This window comes from Streptomyces sp. CBMA123, assembly GCF_014596465.1.
Lineage (GTDB): Bacteria > Actinomycetota > Actinomycetes > Streptomycetales > Streptomycetaceae > Kitasatospora.
Genome location: NZ_MECK01000162.1, coordinates 1 through 12025, shown reverse-complemented (window position 1 = coordinate 12025; position 12025 = coordinate 1). Strand labels below are relative to the sequence as shown.

At 72.5% G+C, this 12025-nt stretch carries 13 protein-coding genes and 1 pseudogene; 5 read left to right on the top strand and 9 right to left on the bottom strand.

The window, feature by feature from the left end:
- The 5 genes and pseudogenes from BG452_RS19530 to BG452_RS19510 form a co-directional block, all read right to left on the bottom strand.
- Positions 1-470, bottom strand: a pseudogene (locus BG452_RS19530) (hypothetical protein); the annotation flags it as partial.
- 115 nt (positions 471-585) lie between these two features.
- A complete protein-coding gene (mqnE, locus tag BG452_RS19525; RefSeq protein WP_188305625.1) occupies positions 586-1749 on the bottom strand; it encodes an aminofutalosine synthase MqnE in 1164 nt (387 codons plus the stop codon).
- A 150-nt stretch (positions 1750-1899) separates the two neighbouring features.
- Positions 1900-2907: a threonine/serine dehydratase gene (locus BG452_RS19520; RefSeq protein ID WP_188305624.1), complete on the bottom strand. Its 1008-nt coding sequence runs from the start codon at positions 2905-2907 to the stop codon at positions 1900-1902.
- A 4-nt stretch (positions 2908-2911) separates the two neighbouring features.
- Positions 2912-3370 (bottom strand): Lrp/AsnC family transcriptional regulator, encoded by a 459-nt coding sequence (locus tag BG452_RS19515; protein WP_030055719.1) that lies wholly within the window; start codon positions 3368-3370, stop codon positions 2912-2914.
- Between the two features lie 119 nt (positions 3371-3489).
- Positions 3490-4164: a UbiX family flavin prenyltransferase gene (locus tag BG452_RS19510; RefSeq protein ID WP_188305623.1), complete on the bottom strand. Its 675-nt coding sequence runs from the start codon at positions 4162-4164 to the stop codon at positions 3490-3492.
- A gap of 91 nt (positions 4165-4255) precedes the next feature.
- Between BG452_RS19510 and BG452_RS19505 the strand changes: the two genes are divergently transcribed.
- Positions 4256-5002 (top strand): cyclase family protein, encoded by a 747-nt coding sequence (locus BG452_RS19505; protein WP_188305622.1) that lies wholly within the window; start codon positions 4256-4258, stop codon positions 5000-5002.
- 66 nt (positions 5003-5068) lie between these two features.
- Entirely contained in the window at positions 5069-5785 is a 717-nt protein-coding gene (locus tag BG452_RS19500; RefSeq protein WP_188305621.1) for an MOSC domain-containing protein, read from the top strand.
- Between the two features lie 66 nt (positions 5786-5851).
- Here BG452_RS19500 and BG452_RS19495 read toward each other — a convergent pair whose 3' ends face one another.
- Positions 5852-6220, bottom strand: coding sequence for a VOC family protein (locus BG452_RS19495; RefSeq protein WP_188305620.1), 369 nt, complete (start codon positions 6218-6220; stop codon positions 5852-5854).
- Between the two features lie 19 nt (positions 6221-6239).
- Positions 6240-7034, bottom strand: a complete 795-nt coding sequence (locus BG452_RS19490) for a TetR/AcrR family transcriptional regulator (protein ID WP_188305619.1) — start codon at positions 7032-7034, stop codon at positions 6240-6242.
- A 97-nt stretch (positions 7035-7131) separates the two neighbouring features.
- Between BG452_RS19490 and BG452_RS19485 the strand changes: the two genes are divergently transcribed.
- Both BG452_RS19485 and BG452_RS19480 read left to right on the top strand, forming a co-directional pair.
- Positions 7132-8358 (top strand): FAD-dependent oxidoreductase, encoded by a 1227-nt coding sequence (locus tag BG452_RS19485; RefSeq protein WP_188305618.1) that lies wholly within the window; start codon positions 7132-7134, stop codon positions 8356-8358.
- Between the two features lie 127 nt (positions 8359-8485).
- On the top strand, positions 8486-9241 hold the full coding sequence (locus BG452_RS19480; RefSeq protein ID WP_188305617.1) for an alpha/beta fold hydrolase: 756 nt from the start codon (positions 8486-8488) through the stop codon (positions 9239-9241).
- 95 nt (positions 9242-9336) lie between these two features.
- On the opposite strand, the gene mqnP is transcribed toward BG452_RS19480, so the two are convergent.
- On the bottom strand, positions 9337-10242 hold the full coding sequence (mqnP, locus tag BG452_RS19475) for a menaquinone biosynthesis prenyltransferase MqnP (RefSeq protein WP_188305626.1): 906 nt from the start codon (positions 10240-10242) through the stop codon (positions 9337-9339).
- On the bottom strand, positions 10230-11687 hold the full coding sequence (locus BG452_RS19470) for a menaquinone biosynthesis decarboxylase (RefSeq protein WP_188305616.1): 1458 nt from the start codon (positions 11685-11687) through the stop codon (positions 10230-10232). Before BG452_RS19470 ends, mqnP begins: the two co-directional genes overlap by 13 nt.
- Positions 11688-11781: 94 nt before the next feature.
- On the opposite strand from BG452_RS19470, the gene BG452_RS19465 reads away from it, so the two are divergent.
- Positions 11782-12025: PLD nuclease N-terminal domain-containing protein (locus tag BG452_RS19465; RefSeq protein ID WP_317621133.1), on the top strand; the 244-nt coding region annotated here is incomplete at its 3' end.

Sequence of the window (12025 nt, the reverse complement as noted above, 5' to 3'; positions counted from 1 at the left end):
ATCACGGCCTTGCCGTGGCGCTTCTGCTTCGCCTTGCGCCGCCGGCCCCGGGCGGCGGCCCGGCCGCCCGGGGCGGGGGCGGCGGCGGGGGTCACGGAGGCGAGGGGGACGACCGGGGCGAGCTGCTCGTGGACCGGCTGCTCGTACTCCTGCTGCGCGTACGCCTGCCCGTAGGCCTGCTGCTCGTAGGCCTGGTGCGCGTAGGCCTGCTCCTGACGGGCCGGCTCCTGGTAGCCCTGGTCCGGCTCGACCCCGTACGGCTGGAACGGCTGGTCGTACGCCTCGAAGTACCCGTCAGCCGTCTGCCGGTACTCGCTGTAGCCGCCCTGCGGGACGGACTGCGGGACGGGCTGCGGGTAGGGCTCGTACACGCTGTACGGCGCCTCGTGCGACTGCTGCGGCACCCCGTACACCGGCTCCTGCATCGGCTCGTACGGCGGGTACTCGGTGGCGCGATGGGAACCGGACATGCTGTCGATCCTGCCAAACGTCCTACCCGTTGGTAAACCCGGGGCACGTGCGGGAGCCGTGAAGACGCCGCCGCCCGGACCGCGGGTGCGGTCCGGGCGGCGGGAAGTGCGCAGGTCAGAGGCGCATTGCCTGCGGGGTCTCGCGGCGCGTCAGGTCCGGGCCGTCGTACTCGCGGATGACCTCGTAGCGGGTGTTGCGCTCCATCGGGCGGAAGCCGGCGTCCCGGATCAGGCCGAGCAGGTCCTCGCGGCCCAGCTTGTTCGGGGTGCCGAAGTTGTCCGCGTCATGGGTGATCTTGTACTCGACCACCGAGCCGTCCATGTCGTCCGCGCCGTGGCTGAGCGCCAGCTGGGCGGTGGTGACGCCGTGCATCACCCAGAAGACCTTGACGTGCGGGACGTTGTCGAAGAGCAGCCGGGAGACCGCGAAGGTCTTCAGCGCCTCGGCGCCGGTGGCCATCTCGGTACGGGCCATCAGCTTGTTGCGCACGACGCCGTCCTTGGAGTCGTGGAAGTCGTGCTGGTAGCGCAGCGGGATGAAGACCTGGAAGCCGCCCGTCTCGTCCTGCAGCTCGCGCAGCCGCAGCACGTGGTCGACCCGGTGGCGGGGCTCCTCGATGTGGCCGTAGAGCATGGTGCAGGGCGTCTTGAGGCCCTTGGCGTGGGCGAGGCGGTGGATCCGCGACCAGTCCTCCCAGTGGGTGTCGTGGTCGACGATGTGCTGGCGGACCTCCCAGTCGAAGATCTCCGCGCCGCCGCCGGTCAGCGACTCCAGGCCGGCGTCGATCAGCTCGTCCAGGATCTCGTCGGCGGACAGGCCGCTGATCTTCTCGAACCAGTGGATCTCGGTGGCGGTGAAGGCCTTCAGCGAGACGTTCGGCAGCGCGGCCTTCAGCTCCCGCAGCGAGCGCGGGTAGTAGCGCCACGGCAGGGTCGGGTGCAGGCCGTTGACGATGTGCAGCTCGGTGAGCGACTCGCTCTCCATCGCCTTGGCGAGCCGGACGGCCTCCTCGATGCGCATCGTGTAGGCGTCCTTCTCGCCCGGCTTGCGCTGGAACGAGCAGTACGCGCAGGACGCGCTGCACACGTTCGTCATGTTGAGGTGGCGGTTGACGTTGAAGTGGACGACGTCACCGTTCTTGCGCGTCCGCACATGGTGGGCCAGCCCGCCCAGCCAGGCCAGGTCGTCGCTCTCGTAGAGCGCGATCCCGTCCTCGCGGGTCAGCCGCTCACCCGCGTAGACCTTCGCCTCCAGCTCGCGCTTGAGCCCTGCGTCCATGCGGTGACCGCCTCCTCCGACATTCGATTCCTTGCCGGAATGAGGTTACGTCACTCGCCTGCTCGCCTCCGGACCGCTCTGCCCGGTGCCGACGTTCTCCTCCGGCCTGGCGGCCGGGAGGTGCCCCCACGCTCCGGCGCTCCTCCGTCGCTAGTCGCTCGTCGCTTTCGGCACCGGCGCGGCCTTCGGCTCGGGGCGGGCGGACAGCAGCTCGGCGAGCAGACCCGGGTCGATGTTGCCGCCGCTGACCACGGCGGCCACCGCCCGGCCACCGGTCTCGGCGGCGCGGTGGAAGTAGGCGGCCGGGGCGACCGCGCCGGAGGGCTCGGCGACCAGCCGGCCGCGGCGGGCCAGCAGGGCGACGGTGGCGCGGATCTCGTCCTCCGTGACGGTGACGATGTCGTCCACGTAGGTGGTGATGTGCTCGTACGGCAGCACGCCGACCGCAGGGGTGCGCAGCCCGTCCGCGATGGTGCGGTAGGTGTCGGCGACCGGCCACTCCACCCGGCGCCCGGAGCGCAGGCTCGCCTGCGCGTCGGCGGCCAGCTCCGGCTCCACGCCGACCACCCGGATGTCCGGGCGGGTGAGCTTGAGCGCGGCCGCCGTCCCGCCGATCAGGCCGCCGCCGCTGACCGGCACCAGGACGGTGTCCAGTTCGGCCGGGGCGTCCTCGGCGATCTCCAGGCCGACCGTGCCCTGGCCCGCGATGATGAACGGGTCGTCGTACGGCGGCACCCAGACGAAGCCGTGCCGCTCGGCCAGCTCGCCCGGCAGGGTGTCCCGCTCCCCCGGCGGGACGAGGATCACCTCGGCGCCGTACGAGCGGGTGGCCTCCACCTTCACCGTCGGCGAGGTGTCCGGCATCACGATCACGGCCTTGATGCCCAGCAGCTGCGCCGCGTAGGCGACCGCCTGCGCGTGGTTGCCGCTGGACTGGGCGACCACGCCGCGGGCCCGCTCGTCCGCGGTGAGCGCGGCCAGCCGGTTGTAGGCGCCGCGGGTCTTGAAGGCCCCGGTCGGCTGGAGGTTCTCCGGCTTCAACCAGAGTCGCCGCTCGCCCTCGGCCGCCCAGGGGGCGGGGACCAGCGGGGTGCGCACGGCCACTCCCGCGATCCGCTGCCGGGCCGCGCGCAGCTCCTCCAGACCGACCAGTGCCATGTCGTCACTCTCCTACGGGGGGTAGTTCGCTCACCCGGTTCTCCCACTTCGTGGAGAGTACGACGGTGGTGCGGGTGCGGGCCACACCCTTGGTGCCCGAGATCCGCTTCACCACCGACTCCAGGCCGGCCACGTCGGCCACCCGGACCTTGAGCATGTAGGAGTCGTCACCCGCGATGAACCAGCAGTCCTCGACCTCGTTGAGGTCCTTCAGCCGGAACGCGACGTCCTCGTGGTCGGCCGCGTCCGTGAGCTGAAGGCCGATCAGGGCCGTGACGCCGAAGCCGAGCGAGGCCGGGTTGACCGTCGCCCGGTAGCCGGTGATCACACCGGCCTGCTCCAGGCGGTTGATGCGGTCCGTGACGCTCGGGCCGGAGAGTCCGACCAGCCGGCCCAGCTCGGCGTAGGACGCACGGCCGTTCTCCCGGAGCGCCTGGATGAGCTGTCTGTCCACCGTGTCCATATACCGTCCGCGTCCTTCCGAACCTCGCCAGACCCACAGATCATTATCCGGATTCCAAGGCGCCATGCGCTGACCGACCCGGATATCGCAGAGAAGATACTCTCCCGCCCTCGGCCGCCTTACTCCCCCTCAGCCCGAGCGGCGTCCCCGCCGCCCGGCTTGCGGGCCGCCGCGCCCAACTCGCCCTCCCAGCGCAGGTACAGGGAGTGCGGCACGTCGACCGCGTCCAGCACCCGGCCGGCCACGAAGTCCACGAGCTCGCGCACGGTGGAGCCGCCCGCGTAGAAGCCGGGCGAAGCGGGCAGCACGACGGCGCCCTGTGTGTCGAGCTCCAGCAAGTGCTTCAACGTCACCCCGTTGAGTGGTGTCTCGCGCACGCAGACGACGAGCGGACGGCGCTCCTTGAGGGTGACGCTGGCCACCCGCTGCAGCAGGTCCTTGCTCAGGCCGAGCGCGATCCCGGCCACCGCGCCGGTGGTCGCGGGCACCACCAGCATGCCCTTGGCGGGGTACGAGCCGCTGGACGGGCCGGCCGCGAAGTCCCCGGCGGACCAGTAGCGGACGTCGTCCAGGCCCTCCGCCGTCCCCAGCCACCGCGCGAGGTCGGTGCGCCAGTGGGCGTCCCGGAAGGAGATGCCGGTCTCGTCCAGGATGGTGAGCCGGGCGGCCCGACTGACGATCAGGTCCACCGCCTCACCGGCGGCGAGCAGCGCCCGGATCACCGAGGCCGCGTACGGCGTCCCCGACGCTCCCGAGACCCCGACCACCCACGGCTGACGCTTCGCAGTTCCCATGGGTCAATTCTGTCCCGGCTCCACCTGCGGGTTCGCCCCGGGCACGGCACAACCGGGTCCGGGAACGCGCTCCCCCTGGGAGGATGGGCGCATGGCAGCGACCCTCGTCGACCTCACCCATCAGGTGACCACCGCGATGCCGGTCTACCCCGGCGATCCGGCCGTCCTGCTGGAGCCCGCGCTCACCACCGCCACCGCCGGGGTGAACGTGCTGGCCCTGCACCTCGGCTCGCAGTCCGGGACGCACGTGGACGCGCCGTACCACGTGGACGTCACCTGGCCGACCCTGGACGGACTGCCGCTGGAGCGGTTCGCCGGCCCGGCCGTGGTCGCCGACCTGCGTGGGCTGGAGCCCCGGACGGCCGTCACCCCCGAACTGCTGGCGCCCGCGCTGGAGCGCTGCGGCGAGGGCACCGTCCTGCTGCTGGCCACCGGCTGGGCCCGGCACTGGGGCACCGACACCTACCTGGCCCACCCCAGCCTGACCACGGCCGCCGCCGAGGCGATCGTGGCCGCCGGGGTTCGGACGGTCGGTGTGGACGCGCTGAGCGTGGACCCCACCCCCGACCCGGGGCCGGACGACCCGGCGGTGGCCGCGCTGCTCGCCGACCTCACCGACGAGCACGACGGGCCCGACCCCGTCGAGGAGCCCACGCTGGCCGCCCACCGGGTGCTGCTGGGGGCGAGCGGCGGCGGGGTGATCGCCGAGAACCTGACCGACCTGCGGGCACTGCTGGCGGCGCAGGAGGCCGGCCGGCCGGTGGAGGTCTCGCTGTTCCCGCTGCGGCTGGTGGCGGCGGACGGCGCTCCGGTGCGGGCGGTGGCCCGGCTGGGCTGACCGGCCGCCGCCGGAGCCCGCACTTGGTCTAGACCAACCTCGGTGGCGCCACTAGGCTGTCCGGCCATGGCTGAGATCATCGGAGTGGTCGAGCGACTCTGGCGCTACCCCGTGAAGTCCACCGGCGGCGAGCGGCTCGACTCCGTCGACGTGGACGTGCGCGGCCTGGCCGGCGACCGCCTCTACGCCGTCCGTGACGCCTCCGGCAAGCTCGGCTCCGGCAAGAACACCCGCCGCTTCCGCCGGATGGACGGCCTGCTCCGGCTCTCCGCCCGCCTCGGCCGCCGGATCGACGGCCCCGAACTGTTCGACCCGCTCGGCCGCCCGGTCGACCACCCGACCGCCTTCCTGCGCGCCTACCTCCAGCGCGCGGACGTCGAACTCGCCCGCGAGGACGCCGTCCCGCACTTCGACCGGCTGCCGGTCAGCGTGCTCACCACCGCCACCCTGGACTGGGTCCGCGAGGCCGTCCCCTTCACCGTGGTGGACGAACGCCGCTTCCGCCCCAACATCGTGCTGCGCACCCCGCCCGGCACCCCGCCCTTCGTCGAGGACACCTGGCTCGGCCGCCGGGCCCACGGCGAGACCCCGGACAGCGCCCGGCTCGCCTTCGTCAGCTCCAGCGAACGCTGCCCGATGTCCGGCGCCCCGCAGCCGGGCCTGCCGCACGCACCCGAGATCCTCAAGGCGCTCGTACACGCCCACGACGGCCGGCTCGACGCCCTCGCCGAAGTCGCCGCCCCGGGGCGGCTGCGCCTGGGCGACCGGCTGGTACTGGACTGAGGCACCGGCACCTCCGACGGCGAAACCGCGGGTCGGAGCCGTCGAACCGACCCGCGGCCCGCGTTGCTAGCCGCGGATCAGGCAGAAGGGGTGGCCCGCCGGGTCCGCGTAGACGCGCCAGCCGCCGGCGTCGTGGAGGGGGACCGCTCCGAGGGCGAGGACCTCGGGCCCGGCGGCGTCGAGGTCCGGCACGTCGATGTCCAGGTGGGCCTGCTGGGGGTGGTCGGGGCTCGGCCAGCGGGGCGGACGGTGGTCGGCGACGGCCTGGAAGCAGAGCACCGTGCCGTCGTCCAGGTGCAGGGTGGACCAGCCGGCGCCGAGCGACCAGCGGGGGTCCGGGCGGTCGACCTCACCGCCGAGCAGCCCGGCATAGAAGCGGGCGAGCAGGCCCGGGTCCGGACAGTCGAGGACCAGGCACTGCAGCTTGCCGATCACGGTTCTCCTCGCGGTCTCCTCAGCGGCCCTGGTGGCCGGGGCCGGGCAGGGCGACCGCCCGTAGGTAGGCCTCGACGAACAGGTCCAGCACATCCTCCAGGGGCGGCAGCCCGGCGCCGAGGGCGGGCTCCAGCACCGGTCTGAACAGTACGTGGTTGAGCAGTGGGCCGAGCATCAGCTGGACCAGCACGGGGAGTGGCAGCGGGCGCAGCCGGCCCGCCTCGACGTGCGGCAGCAGCAGCCGGGCGAGGCCGTCGAACATCCGCGGCAGGTGGGCCGCCATCATCCGGGCGGCGGGGCCGTCCGGGCGGCCGAAGAGGTCGGCGAAGACCGCCGGGAGGACCCGCGGCTCGCCGTCGAAGGCCGCGGCGAAGGTGTGGTGGATCGCCCGGACGGTGTCCTCCAGGCGCTCCGGCGGGTCCGCGGCGAGCACCTCCAGGTCCGGCAGCGGGCCGTACTGGAGGAAGACGGCGACGAAGAGGCCGTCCCGCCCCTCGAAGACGGTGTGCAGGCTGGGCAGCGAGCACCCGGCCCGGTCGGCCACGGCGTCCAGGGTCACCCCGGCCAGTCCCCGTTCGGCGACCAGGTGGGCCGCCGCCTCGATTGCCCGGTCCCGTACCGGCGGTCGTCCGCCCGGGTCGACGCCGGTGCGCCGGACCGCCTCGTCCAGCGGGGCGCGGGAGCCGCCGAGCCGGCGCAGCAGGGTGCTGCGCGAGATGCCGGCCGCCGAGGCGATCGCCGTCAGCGGGACGTCCGCGACGTCCTGCCCCCGTTCCTTCGCCGCCGTGAGGGCGGCGGCCACCAGATCGTTCATGTGAGACATCGTACTACTTGACACCTGAGACGGTTCCAGAGACGCTCTATAAGCAAGTTCCAAGCACTAGCGGCGAAGGAACGAAGGGGAGAGAGCCATGAGCGTGATCGTCTCCGGGGGCGGACCGGCCGGAATGATGCTGGGCCTGATGCTGGCCCGCGCGGGGGTCGAGGTGACCGTGCTGGAGAAGCACGGCGACTTCCTGCGCGACTTCCGCGGCGACACCGTCCACGCGTCCACCGTGCGGCTGATGGACGAGCTCGGCCTCGGCCGCAAGTTCGCCGCCCTGCCGCAGAGCCGGCTCGGCAACATGGTGGTGCCGGTGCCCGGGGTCGGCGAGGTCACCCTGAGCGCCTTCGACCGGCTGCCCGCGCCGTACAACTACATCGCGATGATGCCGCAGTGGGACCTGCTCAACTTCCTGGTCGAGGAGGCGCGGCGGGAACCCACCTTCACCGTGCGGATGAACACCGAGGCGACCGGGCTGCTCCGCGAGGGCGGCCGGGTGGTCGGCGTCCGCTACCGCACCCGGGACGGCGAGGAGGGCGAGCTGCGCGCCGCGCTCACCGTCGCCGCCGACGGCCGGCACTCCACCCTGCGCCGGGAGGCCGGGCTGGTGCCCGAGGAGTACCCGGTGCCCTTCGACGTCTGGTGGTTCCGGCTCCCCCGGCACGCCCACGAGCAAAGCACCCCGCCCAGCCTCATCCCCGGCTTCGGCGACGGCGAGATGGCGCTCAGCATCACCCGCGACGAGTACTTCCAGATCGCCTACTTCAACTCCAAGGGCTCCGACCCCCGGCTGCGCGCCGAGGGCGTCGAGGGCTTCCGCGCCCGGATCGCCCGGATCATGCCGCAGTACGCCGACCGGGTCGACCAGTTGACGGCGATGGACGACGTCCACCTGCTCGACGTCAAGCTCAACCGGCTCGACCGCTGGTACGTCGACGGGCTGCTGCTGATCGGCGACGCCGCCCACGCGATGTCCCCGGCCGGCGGGGTCGGCATCAACCTCGCCATCCAGGACGCCGTGGCCGCCGCCACCCTGCTCGCCGAACCACTGCGCCGCGGCCGGCCGACCGTCGCCGCCCTGGCCCGGGTGCAGCGGCGCCGCTGGTGGCCGACCGTGGTCATGCAGCGGCTCCAACGGGTCCTGCACGGGGTGATGTTCGTCCCGGTGCTGACCGGCCGCCGCTCCGGACCGCCCACCGCCTTCGCCACCCTCTCCCGCCGGGTGCCCGCCGTCCGGCTCGGCCTCTCCCGCCTGATCGCCCTCGGCCCCCGCCCGGAACACGCCCCGGACTTCGCCCGACGCCCCTCGGCCTGAACCGGCCCGGCCACCGCGGCCTCGCCCGGAGCGGGGCCGCGGTGGCGCCCGGCGCCGCACCCGGCGATGAACTCCTGGACGCGGACCGGCCGTTCGGGCGGGCGCTTTCCGGGGAACGACCCTCGGCATGACGATCCCCCACCGCGTGACCGGCACCGGCGACCACCACGTCCTCGTCCTGCACGACTGGTTCGGCACCAGCGCGGGCTGGGGCCCCTTCCTCGACTACCTCGACGGCAGGGCCTTCAGCTACGCCTTCCTCGACTACCGCGGCTACGGCGAACGCAAGGACGTGACCGGCGCGTACACCCTCGCCGAGATCGCCGCCGACGCGCTCGCCCTCGCCGACCAACTCGGCTGGGACCGCTTCTCCGTGGTCGGCCACTCGATGGGCGGCAAGGCGGCCCAGCAGGTCCTGGCCGAGGCGCCGCTGCGGGTGCGCAAGCTGGTCGGCCTGGCGCCGGTGCCCGCCGGGGCGTACCCGCTGGACGAGGCCGGCGAGGCGCTGTTCTACGGCGCCGCCGGGGACCGGGAGAAGCGGTACGCGATCCTCGACCTGGTCACCGGGCAGCGGGCCGGCCGGGTCTGGCTGGACCGGATGGTCGACCAGTCCCTGCGGCTGTCGACCACCGAGGCCTTCGACGGGTACGTCCGGGACTGGACGACGGCCGACCTGGAACGCCGGATCAGCGGGAACCCCGTCCCGGTGAAGGTCATCGTCGGCGCGCACGACCTCGCCCTGACCGCCGAGGCCATGCGGGCGACCTGGCTGGAGCACTACCCCAACGCCGAGTTGGAGGAGATCGACGGCAGCGGGCACTACCCGATGTACGAGACGCCGGTGGCGCTCGCCTCCTCGCTGGAGGCCTTCCTGCACAACTGACGCGCGCCCGGGCCGCGGAGCACGTCACGCTGTTCCGACGGCCCGGGACGGTCAGGTCCCGGGCCGTCGGATCAGGGCGAGTCGGATCCGGACGGTCAGATCCCGAGGCCGCGAACGACCAGGTCGACCAGGGCGAAGAAGAACAGCGAGACCCCGACGAAGCTGTTCGTCTGGAAGAACGCCCGGTTGAGCCTCGACAGGTCGTTCGGCTTCACGATGGTGTGCTCGTAGACGAAGGCGCCCGCGACGACGGCCAGGCCGATCCAGAACGCCGGGCCGGCGTCGGTGAGCACCGCGAACCAGCCGAGCAGCAGGGTCGTCAGGACGTGGCAGACCCGCGCGCCCCGGATGGCGGCCGGGACGCCGAACCGGGCCGGCGGCGAGCCGACCCCGTGCTCCCGGTCGGACTCGACGTCCTGACAGGCGTAGATCAGGTCGAAGCCGCCGATCCAGATGCCGACCGCCGCACCGAGGACCACGGCCTCCCAGGACCAACTGCCGGTCACCGCGAGCCAGGCGCCCACCGGGCCCATCGCCTGGGCCAGGCCCAGGATCGCCTGCGGGAAGTCGGTGAACCGCTTGCCGTACGGGTAGACGACCATGGGCACCACGGCCACCGGCGCGAGGGCCAGGCAGAGCGGGTTGAGCATCGCTGCCGCGCCGAGGAACACCACCAGGGCGACCGCCGAGCCGGCGTACGCCGTCCTCAACGAGACGGCGCCGGTGACGAGTTCGCGCCCGGCGGTGCGCGGGTTCCGGGCGTCGATCTCGCGGTCGATGATCCGGTTGGCGGCCATCGCGAAGGTGCGCAGGCCGACCATGCAGACGGTGACGATGAACAACTGGCCCCAGTGCACCCGCTTGTCCGCCAGGAACATGGCGGTCAGCGCGGCGATGTAGGCGAAGGGCAGGGCGAAGACCGAGTGCTCGATCATCACCAGGCGCAGGAACGCCCTGGTGCGCCCCGGGGTTTCGACGGCCGCCGTGCTCACAGTCCGTATTCCTTCCAACGTCGGGTCACCAGTGCGGCGGTGGCCGGGTCCGAGGAGACCATCTCCGGCCAGCCGCCGTCCCGGGTGTAGCCCTCCTCGGGGAGCTTGCGGGTGGCGTCGATGCCCGCCTTGCCGCCCCAGAACTGCTGGTAGGAGGCGTGGTCGAGGTGGTCGACCGGGCCTTCGACCACGGTGAGGTCGCGGCTGTAGTCGACGTTCCCGAAGGCCCGCCAGGCGACTTCCTGGTAGTCGTGGACGTCGCAGTCGGAGTCCACCACGATGATCAGCTTGGTCAGCGACATCATGTGGGCGCCCCAGATCGCGTGCATCGTCTTCTGGGCGTGCTTGGGGTACTTCTTGTCGATCGAGACGATCACGCAGTTGTGGAAGCCGCCGGCCTCGGGCAGGTCGTAGTCGACGATGTCCGGGATGATGATCTTCAGCAGCGGCAGGAAGAACCGCTCGGTGAACTTGCCCAGCGGGCCGTCCTCCGTCGGCGGGCGGCCGACCACGATGGACTGCAGGATCGGACGGCGGCGCATCGTCACGCAGTCGATCGTCAGCGCCGGGAACGGCTCCTGCGGGGTGTAGAAGCCGGTGTGGTCGCCGAACGGGCCCTCGGGGAGCATCTCGCCGGGCTCCAGCCAGCCCTCCAGGACCACCTCGGCGTCGGCCGGGACCTGCAGCGGGACGGTCTTGCAGTCGACCATCCGGACCCGCTCGCCCGCGACGAAGCCGGCGAACAGGTACTCGTCGATGTCGCCGGGCAGCGGCGCGGTGGCCGCGTAGGTGACGGCCGGCGGGCAGCCGAAGGCGATCGCGACCGGGAGGCGCTCACCGCGCTTGGCCGCCACGGCGTAGTGGTTGCGGCTGTCCTTGTGGATCTGCCAGTGCATCCCGATGGTGCGGCGGTCGTGCCGCTGGAGCCGGTAGAGGCCGAGGTTGCGGACACCGGTGTCCGGGTCCTTGGTGTGGGTCAGGCCCAGGTTGAAGAAGGAGCCGCCGTCCAGCGGCCAGGTGAACAGCGCGGGCAGCTCGTCCAGGTTGACGTCGTCGCCGGTGAGCACGACCTCCTGGACCGGGGCGTCACCGGGCTTCACGTGCCGGGGCGGGACGTGCGCCATCGAGGCGAGCTTGCCGAAGGCGTCCCGGAACCCGGTGAAGCCCTGCGGCAGTTCGGGCTTGAGCAGACCGGCGATCTTCTCGGAGATGTCCTCCGGACCCTTGAGGCCGAGCGACTTGGCGAGCCGCCGTTCGGTGCCGAAGACGTTCATCGCGAGCGGCATCGACGAGCCCTTGACGTTCTCGAACAGCAGCGCCGGGCCCTTGGCCTTCTGTACCCGATCGACGATCTCGCCGATCTCCAGGTGGGGGTCCACCTCCGCCTTGATGCGCTTGAGATCGCCCTCGCGGTCGAGGGCCCGGAGAAACGAGCGGAGATCGTCGTATGCCATGCCTGTCAGTATCCGCCACCCGATAGCCTGGCTTGCGTCAAGGGCCCCGGGAGGCGCCCGCCGCTACCGCCCTCGCCGGGGGGAGATCGCAGCCGTGCTGAGGATTCTTCTGACCATCGTCCTTCCGATCGCGCTGTGGGTGTGGGCGTTCATCGACTGCCTGGTCACGCCCGAGGACGAGGTGAAGTACCTGCCGAAGCCGATCTGGCTGATCATCGTGCTGCTCTTCCCGCCACTCGGCCCGATCGCCTGGCTGGTGGCCGGCAAGCAGCGCGGCTTCCTGCGGACCGGCGGGCCGGACGGGCGCCCGGGGCGGCCGGCCGCCGGCAGCCGGCCGG